Below are 16,484 nucleotides of genomic sequence, written 5' to 3' on the forward strand. Positions count from 1 at the left end.
TCTGCGGCTGGTTCGTGGTGCGCGCTTCGGTCTGTGCGGGGATCGTCGGCTGCGTGTCGACCACCGGCGGGGCGGCTTCCGGGGGCGGGGCCACGTCCGCGGTCGTAGTGGGCGGTGGCGGGGCGGTGGGCTGTGCGTCCCGCTCGGAACCCTGCAGCAGGTCGGTGCCGAGGCCGGTGCCGAGGCCGATCGCCGCGACGACGGTGACGACGCTGCCGGCGAGGAGGAGGCGTCGAGGTGTCCGCGGCGGTGCGGTCGTCTCGACGGTGTGCCGGGTGTCGACGGTGTTGCTCGTCTGGTGGGGCGCGGATGCCGTTGTCGGGGACATCACCGTGCCGCCCGCCTCGCCGGTGGCGGGGCGGGCCAGCAGCGCCGCACCCTCGGCCGCGACGAGTTCGGGTTGTGCGGGCACGATCACCGGGAGGTCGAGCCGGGACTGCATCACGGAGGTGACCAGCGGGATGTGCGCACCGCCGCCGAGGAGCACCGCGGCGTCGGGGGTGCGGCCGGAGCGGCGGATGACCTCCCGGGTGAGGTGGGCCGAGGCTTTTACGGGGCCGTCGATGAGCGAATCGAAGCTGTCCTGGGAGAGCAGCAGCAGACCGCCCTCCCCGGGCATGCACACCGCGCCGTGGGTGGACAGCTGCTCCTTCGCGTCGCGGCACCGGGCGGTGAGGGCGAGCTGTGCTGCCGGGTCGGCCGGCGGGGTGAAGCGGTGCAGTTCCAGGTGATGGTGGTAGATCAGCCGGTCGAGGAGGTCGCCGCTGATCCGGTCCGAGCGTGCGGTGCTCAGCACGAGCCCGGTGGGGCGGTCGACGACGGTGACGGTGAGGCCGGAACTGCCGAGGTCGTAGAACACGAGCGTCTCGTGGTCGCCGAGATCCCCGGACGTCTCCAGCCTCTCGAGCGCGGCCGTCACTTCGGGGACCAAGTGGAAGTGGCCGATCTCGAGTCGGCTCATCGCGGCCTGGACGGCACCGGCCTGCGCCTGGTTCCGGTACGCGACGCCGATGGCCTGGGCCTCGTCGATCTCGTCGGTTTCGGCGAGCACCGTGTCGAGGGATGCGGCGGCCGGGTCTCCCGGCCGTTCGAGGGTCGCGGTCACCGACCGTGATCGGAAGAGCGGACCGTGGGGGCTCTCGGTGTCGCGGCACGCGAAGCGCACAGCGCTGGCCCCGACCGACACACCGAGAACCGACGTCATGACGCCGACTATAACGGTTCGGTCACGGGTCGCGCGCACGGAGCAGGTCGGCTCGGTGCTGCCGGTACACCACCGCCGCGCCGCTCGGTCCTGGACCCCACCACTACGCGGCTCGGCCGGATCAGCCCGCGACGTCGTGCAGATGGTGCTCGACGTCGTGCAGCAGATACTGGCACAACTGCGCGATGGTGAACCTGCGGCCGTCACTGCGCAGGCCGTCGCGCTCCCAGTCCTCGACGCCCTCGACGATCTCCATGGTCTCGTCGGTGCGTGCCGCGATCTGCTGGGCGACGGCGGCGGGATCTGCCGCCCAGAACCGCCGGCGGATCGCCTCGGCCTCGCCGTCGTAATCGGCGAACGTCGGGGTGTCCTCGGTGATCATTGCCCGCACTCGTTGTCCGAGGACGGCGATGAGGTCGCGCGCGTGGGAGGCGTACTCGAGCGTCGACCACACCCTCGGAGCGGGACGCTCGGCGACGTTCGGCCGTCGCAGCACGGCCTGCCAGCGTGGCACGCCGGCGCGCAAGCGTTGACCGGTCGTGGCCGGATCGTGCAGCGTGTACCCGCACTCGGGGCACCCTCCGTCGAGCACGAAGGTCCAGTCGCGAGTGTCGGGCATAGCGGGTTCCGGCGCGGTGTCCATGGCCCCATGGTGCCGCTGTACGGGCTCTTCCGGTCCTGGAGTGCCTCGATCGCGCGGGTGAGGTTGCCGCAGTGCAGCAGTGACGGGATCCGGTGGGGGTCGGGTTGCCGAATCGGAGGGAGTGACGGGGCAGTGCTTCGAGTCGGGCGTTGATTGCCGCGGTGGGTCCGTTCGAGGCGCGGTGGTCGACGCAGGCGAGCACGTCGGCTCTGCGTCGGTGCAGGGGGCGTCCGAGTGAGGCGAGGTCGTCGAGACCGTCCGGAACTGACCGATGGTCTTCGTTGAATAACGCACGACAACGGCTCCGTACGGTTCGGCGTTCGGGGACCAGCCGTTTGGGCGGCGGCGGGGCGCGGTGTCGCCGCCATCCTGCTACCGGGTGCGCATGAGGGCAATATTCGGGCACGACGTGCCGCTCGGCGAAGCCGAGGACAAGCTCTCGGCGCTGGTCGACAGCGACGAAGCCACGCACGACATCATCACGATCACCCGGCACGGCAAACCGGCCGCGGTCCTGATGTCGGTCGACGATCTGGAATCACTGCAGGAAACGATCTACTGGCTGTCTCGCCCGGCACCGCCGAGTCGCTCGCGGCCACCGACGGCGATCCTGCTCAGTGCTGACTCGCAGGGCCGGATCTTGGGGAACCGGATCGGTAGCGCCGTCCCGGTTCCGGCCTCATCACAACCGAAGCCTGGCAGGCCGAGCCCGCCACCGAGACCTCGCCTGCTGATTCACACGAGGGTCACGCACGGGTGATCGTGGTCTTCCGTTCCATGATCACCGCGCCTGCCGGTGCTGCCGGGCGTGGGCGAGAGCCGCGACCGCCCGCAGCACCTGCGGTGCGCGCCGGGCGGTGCGGAGCACGGCCCGGTCGAGCACGGACAGGTCGAGGGACCGGTGCGCGATCGGGGGCGGGTCCGTGATCGCGTCGGTGAGCGCGTACAGCTGCCATCGGCCGGGCACCCCGGCGAGCCGGTGCCGGCCCCGGTCGGCGAACCTCAGGCCCGAGCCGGTGCCGAGGTCGCGGGCGGTGCGGGAGACCAGGATCTCGCCGGGACCGGCGGTCGCGCCGATGCGCGCCCCGATGTGCACGGACAATCCGGTCAGCTCGGGTCCGGCGTGCTCGACGGTGCCGGTGTGGACGCCGGCCCGGATCTCGATGCCGAGGCCGCGGGCGTCGTCGCGGATCCGCGCGGCACAGCGCACGGCCGCGGCCGGGCCGTCGAAGAGGCTCAGCGTCCCGTCCCCCGTGACCTTCACGAGCCGGCCGCCGGCCTGCTCCACCTCGGCCCGGACCCGTCGTTCGTGGGCGGCGCGCAGGTCGCGGTAGGCGCCGTCGCCGATACGGGCGAGCAGTTTCGTCGAGCCGACAATGTCGGTGAACAGCAGCGACGCGAGGCTGCGGTCGGCGTCGACCGGATGCTGCATCCCGGTGGCGAGTTCCTCGACGTGGTCGAGGATCGGCCGCCACGCCTCCCCGAGCGAGGCGCCGGGCAGGGCGTTCGGCAACAGGTGGAACGAACCGCGGGGGATCTGCCGCGCGACGAACTCGGCGGCGGCGCGGGGCACGGGGCTGGCGGCCGGGAGCAGCACCCGGGCCGGGCACTGGATCGACGGCAGGGCGCTGGAGTAGTCGAGCCGGAAGATCCACTCGAGGTGCGCCTGCGTCGTGGTCGGTGTCGCGGAGCACCGTTCGAGCATCGCCATCAGCCGCCGGTTGTAGGGGTTGTCGGCGTGGTGCTCCCACATCCGGACCGAGGCCCCGGAACCCCACTCCCGGCCCACGGTCCGCCAGTTGTCGACGAACTCCGCCCGCCGCACCGGCGTCCATCCGTGCGGCTCACCGTCGCCGCCGAGGAGACGCTCGGCAAACGGCTGGACGAGGACCAGGCCGGCGACGCGGTCCGGGGCGCGGGCGGCGACGAGGCACTGCGGTCCGCAGGTGCTGGCGACGCCGACGAGGGTGGCCCGGCGCATCCCCACCTCGTCCATCACGGCCAGCACGTCGTCGGCCTGCTCCTCGAGGCTGGGCACCCGGTCCAGCGGATCGGACAGCCCGATCCCGCGGCGCTGGAAGTACACCGAGCGGCCGAAGGTGCCGTTGCGTTCGATCAGGTAGTGCAGGTGGGGGTCGGTCCACATCAGGTCCAGGTGGGTCTGGATCTCGAGGAACCACACGACGTCCACCGGGCCTTCACCCACCACCTGGTACGCGAGGCCGTGGCCGTCGCGCGGAAGATACCGGGTGACCGGTGGGTCCATCTCCTCAGGCTAGCGGGGCTGCCGGGCGGCGAACAGCCCGCTCTGTGACAAGCACCACGCTGCGCGGTAGGTTGGTGTAACTGCAAGAACTACTCACCAGTAGGGGTACGACATGCCTGCTCCCAGCGCCGCCACCTTCGCACGGTTGGCCGAGCTCATCGCCATCCCGGACGCAGCGAGCCGTCCCACCCGCTCGGTCGTGGAGGCTTTCACCGGTCGTGAACTCGCGACGGTTCCCATCGGCACCGCCGACGACGCCAGGGCCGCCCTCGAGCGGGCCCGCGTCGCGCAGGCCGACTGGGCCCGCCGCTCCGTCGAGCAACGCGCCGAGATCTTCCACCGCTACCACGACCTGGTGCTGGCCCACCGCGAAGAGCTGATGGACATGGCCCAGGCCGAGACCGGCAAGGCCCGCGCGTCGGCGCAGGAGGAGGTCCTCGACATCGCCCTCACCGCGCGCTACTACGCGCGCACCGCGCCCCGGCTGCTGCGTCCCCGCCGCGCCACGGGCATGCTTCCCGGCCTGACGAAGACCACCGTGCGCTACCACCCGAAGGGCGTCGTCGGGGTCATCGCACCGTGGAACTACCCGATGACCCTCGCCGTCTCCGACGCGATCGCCGCCCTGCTCGCCGGTAACGCCGTCGTCCTCAAGCCCGACAGCCAGACCCCCTACTGCGCGCTGGCCGTCGTCGAACTGCTCTATCGGGCCGGGCTGCCGCGCGACCTGTTCGCCGTGGTGCCCGGGCCCGGCTCCGTCGTGGGCACCGCCCTCGTCGAGAACGCCGACTACCTCATGTTCACCGGCTCCTCGCAGACCGGCAGCCTCCTCGCCGAGCAGGCGGGCCGCCGCCTCATCGGCTTCTCCGCCGAACTCGGCGGCAAGAACCCGATGATCGTCACCGCCGGCGCGAACCTGCGTGAGGTCACCGACGCGGCCGTGCGGGCGTGCTTCTCCAACTCCGGGCAGCTGTGCATCTCCATCGAACGGATCTACGTGGAGAAGTCCGTCGCCCCCGAGTTCCTCCGCATGCTCGGCGAGCGGGTGCGGAACATGACCCTCGGGCCGGGTTACGAGTACGGCGTCGAAATGGGCAGCATGGTCAACGAGACCCAGGTCAAGGCCGTCTCCGGGCACGTCGACGATGCCGTCGCCAAGGGCGCCACCGTCGTTGCCGGCGGCCGGACCCGGCCCGATCTCGGCCCCCTGTTCTACGAGCCGACGGTGCTCACCGACGTCCCCGAGGACGCCGAGTGCTACCGGGAGGAGACGTTCGGTCCGCTCGTGTCGGTGTACCCGGTGGACAACGTCGAGGAGGCGATCCGTCGCGCCAACGACACCGAGTATGGGCTCAATGCCAGCGTGTGGGCGGGCACCAAGGCGCAGGGCGAGGCCATCGCGGCGCGGGTGCGGGCGGGCACCGTCAACGTCGACGAGGGCTACGCGCCGGCGTGGGGCAGCACCGACGCGCCGATGGGCGGCATGGGCATCTCGGGTATGGGCCGCCGGCACGGCGCCGAGGGCCTGATCAAGTACACCGAGCCGCAGACGATCGCGACGACCCGGGTGATGAATCTCGGTGGGCCCCGTGGGGTTCCGCCGAAGCTGTGGTCGAAGGTGATGCCGCCCTTCGTCAAGGCGATGCAGTGGCTGCCGGGCCGGTGACGGCCGGCATTTCGCAGAGCCGGAAACACGCGGTGCGACGAACGCGATAATCCGGCTGTGGGCGATCGCCAGGTGCTGCACGGTGCGACGGAGAACCTCCGGGTCCAGCGGCGCCGTCTGCTCGTGTGGTACCTGGCAGTCAGCACCGGGCTCGTCGCGGTAGGAATCGTTGCAGCCCTGCTCGATCCGGCCATCGCCCGATCCGGTAGCTTCGCCGGCATGGCCTCGGCGCTGGCGCTGGGCATCGCCGGGCTGGTGATCCTGCGGTGGGCGCCACGGCGTCCGGGACGCACCCCCATCGTCGCCGCCACCGCGTGCGCGGTCGTCGCGATGCCCGCGGTGATCGCGTTCCACGTCGATCCCTCCCGCATCCTCATCAGCGTCATGGGATCGATGTTCCTGTCGATGTATCTCTCGGCGTTCTGGCCACCGCGGCAGGCCGTCCTGTGGATCGGGGCGCTCACCGCGGCGACCCTCGGCGCCGCGGCCGTCGCCCCGACGCGCCTGCTGTGGGTCGGTTACGTGATCGTCGCCGCCGCCCTGCTCGGGTCCGGGGCGATCTTCGGGGCCGTGGGACGGCTGCTGGTGAACGCGGCGACCCGCGATCCGCTCACCGGCCTGCGCAACCGCGCGGGTCTCGACCTCGAACTGCGCTCGCGGCCGCGCGACCGCGGCACCCGGGTCTGCCTGGGCCTGCTCGACGTCGACGGATTCAAGGCGTTCAACGACGAGCACGGGCATCCCGCGGGTGACGCACTGCTCCGCGACGCCGCCGGGGCGTGGGCGCAGCAGGTGCCGCGCGGCGGGATCCTGGCGCGTCTCGGCGGCGACGAATTCCTCGTCGTGCTCCCGGACACGGACGAAGAGGAGGGGCGCGCGGTGCTCGAGGACATGGTCCGCGCGAATCCCGTGCCGGTCAGCTTCGGGGTCGCGGCGGGCGTCGTCAGCGACCCCATGGACCTCTACCACGACGCCGACATGGATCTGTATCGAGCCAAGGCCGCGACCTGGGCGCACCTGCCGGATCGGTTGGCGCCGCTGCCCCTGCCCGCCGTCCTCGATCTGCTGCCCGTCCCCATCATCGCCGTGCGCGACGGCGGCGCCATCGCCTACGCCAATCCCACCTTTGCGGCGCTGCTCGGCGTCGACGCCCGGGACGTGGAGAACCGGGCGCTGCACGAGATCTTCACCGGCGGCACGTGGCCCGACGGTTCCGTCACCGTCCGCTCGCTGCACGACCGGACCGGGCAACTGTGCGAGTTCGGCCGCCCGGACGGGACCGTCGTGCAGGCGACGGTCGGCGCCGTCCGGATCCGGTGGGAGAACACCCTCGCGACGCTGGTCGTGCTCGGCGACGTCACCGAGCAGCCGAGCTACGCGTCGGGCTGACCTGTGCCCGTGGACGCGCGACGGATCCGGGTGCCGGGGGTTACTGTCGCAGGTGTGCCGGGCACGGTGACGCTCTTCCTCGCCGGAGACGTGATGACCGGCCGGGGGGTGGACCAGATCCTCCTGCACCCCGGAGGTCCCACGCTGCGGGAGTCCTACGTGAAGGACGCCCGGGACTACGTCGAACTCGCCGAGACCCGCAGCGGCGCGATTCCGCGGCCCGCGGGATACGACTGGCCGTGGGGTATCGCGCTGTCCGTGCTCGACGAGTGCGCCCCGGACGTTCGGATCGTCAACCTCGAGACGTCCGTGACCACGTCGCGGGACTACGCGCCGGAGAAGGGCATCCACTACCGGATGAATCCGGCGAACGTCGAGGTGGTCACCGTCGCACGGGTCGACGTGTGCACCCTGGCCAACAATCACGTGCTCGACTTCGGCGTCCGTGGTCTGCGCGAGACCGTCGAGGTTCTCACGGCGGCGGGACTGCGGCTCGCCGGCGCGGGCGGCGACGATCGGCTGGCGTGGCGGCCGGCGACGGTCCCGGTCGGGGCGGGCCGGGTGCGGGTGTGGTCGGTCGGTGCGGTGTCGAGCGGGATCGCCCCGTGGTGGGCCGCGACGGCGACGCGGCCCGGGGTGGCGCTGTTGCCGGAGGTGTCGGAGGCGGGAGCCGACGGGCTGCTCGCCCGGATCGACGCCGACCGCGCGGCCGGCGATGTGGTGGTGGTGTCGGTGCACTGGGGATCCAACTGGGGCTACGCGGTGCCGGACGAGCACGTGCGGTTCGCGCACCGTCTGATCGACGGCGGCGTCGATGTGGTGCACGGGCATTCGTCCCATCACCCGCGGCCGCTGGAGGTCTACCGCGGCAAGCCGGTGCTGTACGGGTGCGGCGACCTGATCAACGACTACGAGGGCATCGGCGGCTACGAGCGCTTCCGCGACGAGTTGCGCCTGCTGTATGTCGTCTCGTTCGACGCGGACTCGCGGGAGCTGCGGGAGTTGCGGATGATGCCGGTGCGGGCGCGGCGGATGCGGCTCGAACACGTCACGCAGTCGCAGGAGCGCTGGCTGCGCGCGGCGCTCGAGGAGTCGTCGGCGATCTTCGGCACTCGGTTGCGGGCCGCGGGGGACGGCGGCCCGTGGATCCGGCTCGAGCGGTGAGCCGGCGCGGTCAGCCGCCCGGACGCGCGACGGGAACGCCGTCGACGACGAGGTCCACCGCCTCGTTGTAGAACGCGACGTGGCCGGCGATCGGTGCGACGGCGGGGAGGGGATCCGGGTACGACCAGGCGACGTTCTCGGCCCGCGGCGTTCCGGTGAAGCTCCAGTACCGGGCCGTGCCCTTGTAGGGGCACGACGTGTGCAGTTCCGTCTCCTCGAGTACCGAGAAGTCGACGTCGGCGGGCGGGATGTAGTACCGCACGGGCAGGTGGGTCTCGAACAGCAGCACCGGGTTCCGGGTCTCGGCGACGACCGTGCCGGCGATGGACACCTGCACGTGCCGGCTGCTGGGCAGCGCATCGACCCGGTGGTGCGGGTCGCGGGGATGAACGAAGATCTCCGTGTCCTCCTCGTACCAGTTTTCGATGCCCGCTCCCCGGCGGCCGAACCATTCGAAGCCGATGTACTCCTCGAGTCCCGCGACGTCGAGCACGAACGCCGCGGCGGGCGCCCGGGTCTCGTCGTCGGTCAGATCGAACCACCGCGCGACGTCGTTCCTGTCGCCCGGTGCCGGGGCGGGCGCGAGGAGATCGGTGCGCACGTCGTCGCGGGGGAACAGGTAGAAGGGGACGGGATGGCCGGGCGGCCACACGAGCAGCGCGCGGATGGTGTCGACCACGGTGTGACCGGCCCAGGTTCCGCGGACCCGCCGCTCGCTGGGTTCGTACAGGTAGCCGTCCGACGGGGGCGGACGGCGGCGGGTGGCGGACCTGCGGGCCATGCCCCGACGGTACGCCGGCCATCCGGGCACCGAGGACCGCCGGGCGCACCGCTCACCCGGCGGGCACGGGTTCGTCGTCGCGCGTGACGGCGTAGACGCCCGGGTCGAACGCCGACACCCGGCGACGGAGCGCGGCCGACGACCACGGCCAGTTGAAGCTGTTGCGGCCGTTGACGTCGAAGAAGTAGCTGCGGCATCCGCCGGAGTTGTAGACCGTGCCCGGAAGGGCGGCCTGGACCTCGTCGTTGAAGGCGTCCTGGACGTCGCGCCGCACCTCGAGGGCGCGCCAGCCGCGGCGCACCGCCGTGTCGATCGCGGTCGCGACGTGCTCGAGCTGGGCTTCGAGGATGAGGAACGCCGACGTGTGACCGGTGCCGAGGCTGGGGCCGAGCAGGACGAACGCGTTGGGAAAGCCCGCGACGGACGACCCCAGGTACGCCTGCGGGCTGCCCTGCCAGTGCTCGTCGAGGCTGCGTCCCTGTCCGTCGAACATCCGGCCGGCGATCGGCATGTCGAGGATGTGGAAGCCGGTGCCGAAGACGACGGCGTCGACCTCGGCTTCGCTGCCGTCCTGGGCGATCACGGTGGAGCCGCGGATCTCGCGCACCGCGCTCGGGTGGACCTCGACGTGGGGGCGGGTGAGGGCGGGGTAGTAGGTGTTCGACATGAGCAGCCGCTTGCAGCCCAGGGTGTAGTCGGGGGTCAGGGTGCGGCGCAGCCGCGGGTCGCGGACCTGCGCCCGCAGCTGGGCGCGGCCGATCCACTGCAGTTGCCGCATGAGCCACGGGTGCCGGAAGCCGAGGCCGAGGGCCTCCATGAGCGCGTACTCGATCGCCTCGACGAGTCGTCGCGCGCCCGGGACGCGGGCGAGCAGCCGGCGCTCGAACCCCGACAGCCGGCGGTCGGGCTTGGGCAGCACCCACTGCGCCGTTCGCTGGTACAGGTGCAGCCGCGCGACGTCCGGCGCGATCTCGGGGACGAACTGGACGGCCGAGGCTCCGGTGCCGACGACGGCCACGCGCTTGCCGCGCAGGTCGTAGTCGTGGTTCCAGCGCGCCGAGTGGAACACCTCGCCGGGGAACTGCGACAGACCGGGGATGTCGGGTACGAGCGGTTCGTTCCACGGTCCCGCGGCGGCGACGAGGAACCGCGCCCGCACGGTCCCGCCGGTGGTCTCGAGGGTCCAGCGCGCGTCGATCGGGTCCCAGTCCGCGCGCAGCATCTCGATCCCGAACCGGACGTGGGACCTCACGCCGCGGGCGTCGGCGGTGTGCTCGATGTAGTCGCGGATCTCGTTCTGCCCGGCAAAGATTCGGCTCCAGTCCCGGTTCCGGGCGAAGGAGTACGAGTACAGCAGCGAGGGCACGTCGCAGGCGCATCCGGGGTACGTGTTGGCGCGCCACGTGCCGCCGAGGGTCCCGGCCTTCTCGAGGACGACGAAGTCGGTGATCCCGCGCCGTCGCAGCGCGATCGCCGCGCCGATGCCGGAGATCCCGGCGCCGATCACCACCACTCGGTATTCGTCCATCGCGTCGTCCCCTCGTTTCCGGTGATCCCATCCGGATACCGTTGGTATCCGGATAACCACAGTATCCGAACTTCGGCCGCTCCGGTACCGTCGAGTCGTGGCACGACCGACCCGCCAGGAGACCCAGGCACGCACCCGTGAGGATCTGCTCGCCACGGCGGCCGAGCACTTCCTCGAGCGCGGCTACGCCGCGGCGTCCCTCGACCAGATCGCCGAGGACGCCGGTTATTCCAAGGGCGCGGTGTACTCCAACTTCCGCAACAAGGACGAGTTGTGCTTCGCGGTGCTCGACCGGATCCGGGCCGAGCGCATGGGCGAGATCGCCGCGACGCTCGCGGCCGGTGCGTCGCTCGACGACGTGGTGACCGCGTTCGGGGCGTGGGCCGAGCGCACCATCGGCGACCGGCGCTGGACCCTGCTCGAGATCGAGTTCTCGGTGCGCTCCCGGCACAACGAGGCGATCCGGTCCCGCATCGCGGCGGGTGCCGAAGGGGTGCGCACGCTCATCGCCGAGCTGATCCGCTCGCTCGCCGACCGGTACGACGTCACGCCCACGATGGATCCCGGGCAGGCGTCGGCCATGCTGCTCGGGCTCGGCATCGGCCTGGGCCTGCAGCGCGCGATCAGTCCCGAGCTGTCGGCGGCCGCGTTGACGGACGCGGTGCGCGCGTTGATGCGGCCGCGGTGGTGAGGTCGGCGGAACCTACCGGGCTCGGTAGGTCAGGCAGTTGGCCGCGTGCTCTCCGCTGCCGGTGCCGCCCACGCGGATCTCGCTCGCGGTGCACTCGAGATCCTGGTTGTGCACGCAGTCGGCGCGCTGGCAGGCGCCGACCATGCTGCTGGTGACGGTGTCCAGGCCGCCCTTGGTCGACAGCGGGATGAACGTCTCGCAGTCGGCGCTGCCGTTGTGCCCGGCGACGTTGATGGCGTAGGCGTGGCAGCCGTCGTGGTTGTAGGAGCAGGTGCCGACGCTGCACTCGGTGACGTGCGGCATTTCCATCGTGGTCATGATCGATCCTTCCGGAGGACGGTTGTCCACTATGGGATGCAGACCATGGTAGTGGTGCGGCGGGGGTGCGAACAGGGTAGTGGCCGAGCGGATTTCGTTGGTGTGCGGTGTATTTCGAGAACACCCGTGTTGCGTAAACCGGGTCGGCTCACACCCGGGCCGCGGCGGGCTCGCGCACCGGTTCGAGGCTCGGCCGCCGGGCGACGGGGATGGCGAGGGTGACGGCGGCGGCGACGAGGGCGACACCGCAGCCGATGAGCATCCCGGTGCGGAACCCGCCCTCGGTCGGCAGGCTGTAGCCGCCGACCGGCACGCTCATCTGCGACAGGACCACGCCGACCACCGCCGCCGACACCGAGGTGCCCACTGCGCGCATCAGGGAGTTGACGCTGTTCGCCGACGCCGTGGCGGACTGGGGCACCGCACCCATGATCAGCGCGGGCACGGCCCCGTAGGCGAAGCCGACACCGGCGCTGCAGATGCAGACGACGAGCATCAAGCCCCACGTCGAGCCCATGAGCAGCAGGGACACCCCGTAGCCGGCGGCGATGACCAGGCATCCGATCAACAGGGTGACCTTCGGGCCGCGGGTCGCGGACAATCTTCCGCCGATCGGTGAGACGGCCATCATCACCAGGCCGCCCGGTGCCATCCACAGTCCCATGGCCGGCATCGACCGGCCCAGGCCGTAGCCGGTCTCGGCGGGCAGCTGCAGCAGCTGCGGCACGATGAGCGACTGCGCGTACATCCCGAATCCCACCACGACCGAGGCGGCGTTGGTCGGCAGCACCGGGGGCCGGGCGGTGGCCCGCAGGTCCGCGAGCGGATGCGGCCGGCGCAGCTCTCGCCGAGCGCATCCCCGACCCCGAGGGGGCATCGCGCGCAAGTTCCGCATCACCGCGGAGGGTGTCCGTCGCCTCGACGACGAGCGCGCCCGCTCCGTCGCCGGGCTCGAGCGGGTGCTGGTCGACTGGGATCCCGCCGAGGTCGCCGAGTTCGCCCGCTGGCTCGAACGGTTCGACACCGACCTCGAGCGTCTGGCGGGGCACCCCTGGCCCCGGCCGGTGAGCTCGCCCGGATCGTCCCCGTCCCACCCCGAGGGCCGCAGCGGGTCCTGAGTCCGCGCCCGCCCGGCGGCGCGGAGCGACACGAGTGCGACGTCCGCCGTTGACATTGACGTCAACGTCAACGCATGCTGTGCGGGTGACGACGAGCGAAGCCCAGGAACGGGCCCGGTCCGCGCGGCGGGACAGCGACGGCCCGCGCCGGCGGGCCCTGCTCGAGACCGCCCGCGACTGCTTCGGCGAACTCGGCTACGAGCGCACCACCGTCGCGGTGATCACCGGCCGCGCCGACGTCTCCCGCGCCACCTTCTACGCGTACTTCTCCTCCAAGGAGGAGGTGTTCCGCGCGCTCGCCACCCTCGTGTGCCGGCAGTTCCTCGACGCCCAGCACATGGAGGGGCAGGCGGTGGACGACCTGCGCCGGGTGCTGCGCACCACCACCCGCGCCTTCATCGAGTCCGTCTATGTCAACGGCCGCATCCTCGAGCTGATCGAACACCGCGCCCGCCTCGACGACGAGGTCGGCGCCGAGTGGGAGAGCGTGCGCGAACGCCTCGTGGGCCGCTACGTGCGGTTCGTCGAACGCATCAACGCCACCGGCGAGGTGCTCCCGTGCGCGCCACCCGAACGCATCGCCCGCACCCTCGCCGACGCGCAACGCGCCGGCGCCCTGCGCCTGCTCGGCGCCTCGAGACAGGAACAGCAGTCCTTCATCGACGACATGATCGCGATGTCCGAACGGCTCATCGGCTTCCGCTGACCGGCCCCGACCGACAGGACCCCCGACACCCATGCTGCTCGTAGCCAACCGCGGCGAGATCGCCCTGCGGGTCATCCGTTCCGCCACCGAACTCGGCCTCGACACCGTCGCCGTGTATGCCGAGGACGACGCGGACAGCCCGCACGTCGCCGCCGCCACCCGCGCCGTCGCGCTGACCGGTGCCGGACCGGCCGCCTACCTCGACGGGCAGGCGCTGCTGCGCGCCGCCGCCGAGACCGGCTGCACCCTCGTTCACCCCGGATACGGATTCCTCAGCGAGAACGCCGAATTCGCCGAAGCGTGCGCCGCGGCCGGGGTGACGTTCGTCGGACCCGAGCCGCAGGTGCTGCGGATCTTCGGCGACAAGGCCGCCGCCCGCCGCACCGCCGTCGCCGCACAGGTGCCCGTGCTGCCCGCCACCGACGGGGGCGTCACGGCCGGCGCAGCCCGCGACTTCCTCGCCGCCCACCCCGGCGGCATCGTCCTGAAGGCGCTCGCCGGCGGGGGCGGCCGCGGCATGCGGATCGTGCGCGACGCCGCGGACCTCGACGACGCCTTCCGCGCGTGTACGGCCGAGGCGGAGTTGGGTTTCGGCAACGGCGCGCTGTTCGCCGAGGCCTTGTGCGCTCGGGCCCGGCACATCGAGGTGCAGGTCGTCGCGGCCCCCGACGGCGCGGGCGGGGTGCGGGCCCTCGCGCTCGGTGACCGGGACTGCAGCGTGCAGCGACGCCACCAGAAGCTCGTGGAAATCGCTCCGGCGCAACGGCTCGGCGCGACGGTGCGCCGCGCGCTGCACGAGGCCGCGGCGCGGCTGTGCGCATCGGTGGGCTATCGGGGTCTGGCCACCGTCGAGTTCCTCGTCGCCGGCGACGACGCGGTGTTCCTCGAGGTGAACCCCCGGATCCAGGTGGAGCACACGGTCACCGAGGAGGTCACCGGCGTCGACCTGGCCGCGACGCAGATCGCGATCGCCCGCGGTGCCCGGTTCGACGAACTCGGCCTGCCCGGCGGCGTCACCGCCGACGGCGCCGGCGTGCGCGGCGAGCCCGCCGCCGCGAGGGGCATCGCCGTCCAGGCTCGCGTCAACACCGAGACGATGCGCCCCGACGGCCGGGCCGTACCCGCCTCCGGCACGCTCACCGTGTTCACGCCGCCCACCGGGCCGGGCGTCCGCGTCGACACCTACGGCCGTCCCGGGCTGACGACCAGCCCGCGCTACGACTCGTTGCTGGCCAAGGTGATCACCCACACCCGCATCGACGACTTCGCGGCGGCGCTGCGCAAGACGGACGCGGCGCTCGGCGACCTGCTCGTCGAGGGTGTCGCCACCAATGCCGAGTTTCTGCAGAACATCCTGCGCGACAAGGACTTCGCGGCATCCGACGTGCACACGTCGTGGCTGGACGAACGGATCGCCGACCTCGCCGTCGCCGGCCCCGACGGCGCACCGGCCGTCGCGCCGGAACTGCACGCGGGGGAGGAGGCGGTGCGCGCCGACATGGTCGGCACCGTCGTCGAGACCGCCGCCGACGGCGACGCGCTCGCGCCGGGCGCACCCGTCGCGGTGCTCGAGGCGATGAAGATGCAGCACGTGGTGTCCGCCTCCGGACCGGCGACCGTGGTGCGCCTGCTGGTGCGGCCGGGGCAGACCGTGCAGCCGGGGGAGGTGCTCGCCGTGGTGCGCGCCGGGTCCGGCGACGCGGCCACCGGCGACGGGGGTGAGCGGGACCTCGACGCCGTGCGCGACGACCTCACCGAGATCCGGAACCGGCACGCCCGCACCCTCGACGCCGCCCGGCCCGACGCGGTCGCCAAGCGGCACCGGACGGGCCGTCGCACCGCGCGGGAGAACATCGCCGACCTCGTCGACGACGGCACCTTCGTCGAGTACGGGCCGCTCGTGCTCGCCGCGCAGCGCAGCCGGCGCAGCGAGGAGGACCTGATCGCCAACACCCCCGCCGACGGGCTCGTCGGCGGTCTCGCCCGTATCGACGGTGCCGAATCGGTGGTGCTCTCCTACGACTACACCGTCCTCGCCGGCACACAGGGCATGCGCAACCACAGCAAGACCGACCGGCTGCTCGCCCTCGCCGCCCGCCGCGAGGTGCCGCTCGTGTTGTTCGCCGAGGGCGGCGGCGGACGGCCCGGAGACGTCGACGCCGGACCCGGACAGGGCTTGGAGCTGTCGACGTTCCGCGCGATGGCCGCCCTGCGCGGGCGCGTCCCCACCGTCGCGGTGGTCTCCGGGCGGTGCTTCGCCGGCAACGCCGCCCTCGCCGGCGTGTGCGACGTGCTGATCGCCACTCCCGACACCAACATCGGCATGGGCGGGCCCGCGATGATCGAGGGCGGCGGGCTCGGCGTGTACCGGCCCGAGGACATCGGCCCGATCGACGTGCAGCGCCGCAACGGCGTCGTGCACCTCGCCGCACGCGACGAGGCGCACGCCGTCGAACTGGCCCGGCAGTACCTCGGCTACTTCACCGCCGCCGCCGGCGAGTGGGCGGCCCCGGACCCGCGGCTGGCGCGCCACGTCGTTCCCGAGAACCGGTTGCGCGCCTACGACGTGCGCGCGGCGATCGATGCGATCGCCGACGTCGGTTCCGTGCTCGAACTGCGCGGCGACTACGGTGTCGGCATCGTCACCGCCCTCGTCCGCGTCGAGGGCGCGGCGTACGGGGTGCTCGCCAACAGCAGCCACCACCTCGGCGGCGCGATCGACGCCGAGGCCGCGGACAAGGCCGCCGACTTCCTCGAGCTGTGCCAGGCGCACCGCCTGCCCGTCGTGAGCCTCTGCGACACACCGGGATTCATGGTCGGACCCGAGTCGGAGAAGGAGGCCACGGTGCGCCGGTTCGGCCGGCTGTTCGTCGCCGGTGCGCGCCTGACCGTCCCGTTCGGCACGATCATCCTGCGCAAGGGTTACGGCCTCGGCGCCATGGCCATGGCCGGCGGGTCCTTCCACGCACCCGAGTTCACCGTGGCGTGGCCCACCGGCGAGATCGGCGGG

13 protein-coding genes and 2 pseudogenes are annotated in these 16,484 nt (G+C 72.2%); 8 read left to right on the top strand and 7 right to left on the bottom strand.

Annotation, left to right across the window (positions count from 1 at the left end; all coding sequences use genetic code 11):
- On the bottom strand, positions 1-1,204 hold a 1,204-nt coding region (locus CQZ88_RS08425), incomplete at its 3' end, for an Hsp70 family protein (RefSeq protein WP_102799588.1).
- Positions 1,205-1,325: 121 nt separating this feature from the next.
- Positions 1,326-1,847 carry a hypothetical protein gene (locus tag CQZ88_RS08430; RefSeq protein WP_102799589.1) on the bottom strand — a complete coding sequence of 174 codons (522 nt, stop codon included), beginning with the start codon at positions 1,845-1,847 and terminating at the stop codon, positions 1,326-1,328.
- Positions 1,848-2,232: 385 nt separating this feature from the next.
- Here CQZ88_RS08430 and CQZ88_RS08435 point away from each other — a divergent pair.
- Positions 2,233-2,471 (top strand): annotated as a pseudogene (locus CQZ88_RS08435) (type II toxin-antitoxin system Phd/YefM family antitoxin).
- Between the two features lie 157 nt (positions 2,472-2,628).
- Here CQZ88_RS08435 and CQZ88_RS08440 read toward each other — a convergent pair.
- Positions 2,629-4,113 carry an adenylate/guanylate cyclase domain-containing protein gene (locus CQZ88_RS08440; protein WP_043803025.1) on the bottom strand — a complete coding sequence of 495 codons (1,485 nt, stop codon included), beginning with the start codon at positions 4,111-4,113 and terminating at the stop codon, positions 2,629-2,631.
- A gap of 112 nt (positions 4,114-4,225) precedes the next feature.
- Between CQZ88_RS08440 and CQZ88_RS08445 the strand changes: the two genes are divergently transcribed.
- From CQZ88_RS08445 to CQZ88_RS08455, 3 genes are read left to right on the top strand one after another with little or no spacing between them, the layout of a single operon-like run.
- Positions 4,226-5,779 carry a succinic semialdehyde dehydrogenase gene (locus CQZ88_RS08445; protein WP_043803027.1) on the top strand — a complete coding sequence of 518 codons (1,554 nt, stop codon included), beginning with the start codon at positions 4,226-4,228 and terminating at the stop codon, positions 5,777-5,779.
- A 57-nt stretch (positions 5,780-5,836) separates the two neighbouring features.
- Positions 5,837-7,168: a diguanylate cyclase domain-containing protein gene (locus CQZ88_RS08450; RefSeq protein WP_029546916.1), complete on the top strand. Its 1,332-nt coding sequence runs from the start codon at positions 5,837-5,839 to the stop codon at positions 7,166-7,168.
- Between the two features lie 54 nt (positions 7,169-7,222).
- A complete protein-coding gene (locus CQZ88_RS08455; protein WP_029546917.1) occupies positions 7,223-8,332 on the top strand; it encodes a CapA family protein in 1,110 nt (369 codons plus the stop codon).
- Between the two features lie 10 nt (positions 8,333-8,342).
- Here the strand turns inward: CQZ88_RS08455 and CQZ88_RS08460 are convergent, their stop codons facing one another.
- Both CQZ88_RS08460 and CQZ88_RS08465 read right to left on the bottom strand, forming a co-directional pair.
- Entirely contained in the window at positions 8,343-9,113 is a 771-nt protein-coding gene (locus CQZ88_RS08460; RefSeq protein ID WP_029546918.1) for a DUF427 domain-containing protein, read from the bottom strand.
- A 52-nt stretch (positions 9,114-9,165) separates the two neighbouring features.
- On the bottom strand, positions 9,166-10,641 hold the full coding sequence (locus tag CQZ88_RS08465) for an NAD(P)/FAD-dependent oxidoreductase (RefSeq protein ID WP_102799590.1): 1,476 nt from the start codon (positions 10,639-10,641) through the stop codon (positions 9,166-9,168).
- Between the two features lie 97 nt (positions 10,642-10,738).
- Here CQZ88_RS08465 and CQZ88_RS08470 point away from each other — a divergent pair, with 97 nt between their 5' ends.
- Entirely contained in the window at positions 10,739-11,332 is a 594-nt protein-coding gene (locus tag CQZ88_RS08470; RefSeq protein WP_102799591.1) for a TetR/AcrR family transcriptional regulator, read from the top strand.
- Positions 11,333-11,344: 12 nt separating this feature from the next.
- Here CQZ88_RS08470 and CQZ88_RS08475 read toward each other — a convergent pair whose 3' ends face one another.
- Positions 11,345-11,650: a DUF1540 domain-containing protein gene (locus tag CQZ88_RS08475; RefSeq protein ID WP_006935328.1), complete on the bottom strand. Its 306-nt coding sequence runs from the start codon at positions 11,648-11,650 to the stop codon at positions 11,345-11,347.
- Positions 11,651-11,798: 148 nt separating this feature from the next.
- Positions 11,799-12,494: pseudogene (locus tag CQZ88_RS08480) on the bottom strand (MFS transporter); the annotation flags it as partial.
- Between CQZ88_RS08480 and CQZ88_RS30670 the strand changes: the two are divergent.
- From CQZ88_RS30670 to CQZ88_RS08495, 3 genes are all read left to right on the top strand, one after another.
- Entirely contained in the window at positions 12,379-12,768 is a 390-nt protein-coding gene (locus tag CQZ88_RS30670) for a hypothetical protein (protein ID WP_258008509.1), read from the top strand. The pseudogene CQZ88_RS08480 and the gene CQZ88_RS30670 sit on opposite strands and share 116 nt — an antisense overlap.
- 79 nt (positions 12,769-12,847) lie before the next feature.
- Complete coding sequence (locus tag CQZ88_RS08490; RefSeq protein ID WP_102799592.1) at positions 12,848-13,474, top strand: TetR/AcrR family transcriptional regulator; 627 nt, start codon at positions 12,848-12,850, stop codon at positions 13,472-13,474.
- A gap of 31 nt (positions 13,475-13,505) precedes the next feature.
- A partial coding sequence (locus CQZ88_RS08495) for a carboxyl transferase domain-containing protein (protein WP_258008510.1) occupies positions 13,506-16,484 on the top strand: 2,979 nt, incomplete at its 3' end.

It is taken from the genome of Rhodococcus sp. ENV425 (assembly GCF_002887785.1).
Classification (GTDB): domain Bacteria; phylum Actinomycetota; class Actinomycetes; order Mycobacteriales; family Mycobacteriaceae; genus Rhodococcus; species Rhodococcus aetherivorans.

What these genes read in the sequence shown, in the direction of transcription:
- CQZ88_RS08445 (WP_043803027.1), top strand. Translation starts at nt 4,226, where the DNA reads ATGCCTGCTCCCAGCGCCGCCACCTTCGCACGGTTGGCCGAGCTCATC.
- CQZ88_RS08460 (WP_029546918.1), bottom strand. Translation starts at nt 9,113, where the DNA reads ATGGCCCGCAGGTCCGCCACCCGCCGCCGTCCGCCCCCGTCGGACGGC.
- CQZ88_RS08430 (WP_102799589.1), bottom strand. Translation starts at nt 1,847, where the DNA reads ATGGACACCGCGCCGGAACCCGCTATGCCCGACACTCGCGACTGGACC.
- CQZ88_RS30670 (WP_258008509.1), top strand. Translation starts at nt 12,379, where the DNA reads ATGAGCGACTGCGCGTACATCCCGAATCCCACCACGACCGAGGCGGCG.
- CQZ88_RS08475 (WP_006935328.1), bottom strand. Translation starts at nt 11,650, where the DNA reads ATGACCACGATGGAAATGCCGCACGTCACCGAGTGCAGCGTCGGCACC.
- CQZ88_RS08440 (WP_043803025.1), bottom strand. Translation starts at nt 4,113, where the DNA reads ATGGACCCACCGGTCACCCGGTATCTTCCGCGCGACGGCCACGGCCTC.
- CQZ88_RS08465 (WP_102799590.1), bottom strand. Translation starts at nt 10,641, where the DNA reads ATGGACGAATACCGAGTGGTGGTGATCGGCGCCGGGATCTCCGGCATC.